The organism is Pedobacter humicola (assembly GCF_056490705.1).
Genome location: NZ_JBWJIG010000041.1, coordinates 1 through 1267, shown reverse-complemented (window position 1 = coordinate 1267; position 1267 = coordinate 1). Strand labels below are relative to the sequence as shown.

The window sequence follows — 1267 nt, the reverse complement described above, 5'->3', positions numbered from 1 at the left end:
CTGCTAAGCGTGTTCGGGACTCTAACCCTATAGTCGATTGCCATGCCCGGCGCACGACAAAAAAAAAGCATCCCAACTTTTGGTTGGGATGCCTTTACTAATATCGTAAAAATTCAGATTAATCCACTTTACTTATAGAAAAAATCTCATTGAGTTTTTTTTCCAATGCCTCGCCCCTCAGTCCCTTCGCTAAAATCACCCCATTTTGATCAATTAAGATATTATCAGGAATGGAGCGGATATTAAACCTTTTGGCAACCTCGTTATTCCACCCATTTAAATCAGACACATGAAGCCAGTTAAGTTTATCTTCCTTTATCGCATGAAGCCAATTCTGCTTTTTATCGTCTAACGATACACTTAAAATTCCAAAGCCTTTATCTTTGAATTTTTTATAGGCAGCTACCACAGCAGGATTTTCCTTTCTGCATGGTATACACCAGGAAGCCCAAAAATCAATTAACATATATTTCCCGCGGAATGACTGAATTGAAACCTGTTCTCCATTAACATCACTTTGTTCAAAGTCAGGTATCTTTTGCCCTACTGTAATCGCAACCGACTTAATGGTTGCCCCCAGAACATCCTTCCCTTCAGTTGTATTTTTAATTTTTGCACTGAATGTTTGATGGATTTGTTCAAGTTCAGCCTGAGTAAAACTTCCCGTATTCCTTTTTAAGATAACAGTACTGGCCATTGTATTGGCTTGTGAAGTTAAAAAATCCAATACAATCTTTTTAATTTCGCTATTTTTAGCTACTTGATCAACCACAGTTTTGGTTCGTTCAGCTATTATGCCTGATACAGAATCAATCAACTTATCTGTTAGGCTTTTCTTTAAAAACTTGGTCTGCATACTTATGTAACTAAACTTGCCGCTTTTTCTAAGTCCGCTTTTAGTTACAGTATCGAGTTCTATAACAACATCACCATCCCCTATATAAAATGGATCAAGCGTTACCGTTGTTTTGTTTTTAAAATACACGTAGGAAAATACAGGTAAATCGGCTTTTCCTTTAAAAGAAAAAGCTCCGTTTTTAACGATAGTTGAATCTTTTTCATCGCCATGAACCAAATATAACAGGCCATCATACGGGCACTTAAAGTTTCCGGTAACTAAATAAGTTTTCTGTGCAAAGGCTCCCAATGCAAGACAAAAGAAAAAACTGAATACAAGAGAACGTTTCATCTAAAAAAAATTTAATATCGAGTAGGAAGATAGGGATTAGTTCCCTATCTGTCCTCTCACACCACTGTACGTACCGTT

1 protein-coding gene is annotated in these 1267 nt (G+C 36.9%); it reads right to left on the bottom strand.

Going from position 1 to position 1267, the window contains the following annotated elements:
- Positions 1-118: 118 nt before the first annotated feature.
- Entirely contained in the window at positions 119-1189 is a 1071-nt protein-coding gene (locus tag AC04Q1_RS26435) for a redoxin domain-containing protein (RefSeq protein WP_478367517.1), read from the bottom strand.
- Between the last annotated feature and the right edge of the window lie 78 nt (positions 1190-1267).

Excerpts from the sequence above, each read along its gene's own strand:
- AC04Q1_RS26435 (WP_478367517.1), bottom strand. The coding sequence starts at position 1,189 with ATGAAACGTTCTCTTGTATTCAGTTTTTTCTTTTGTCTTGCATTGGGA.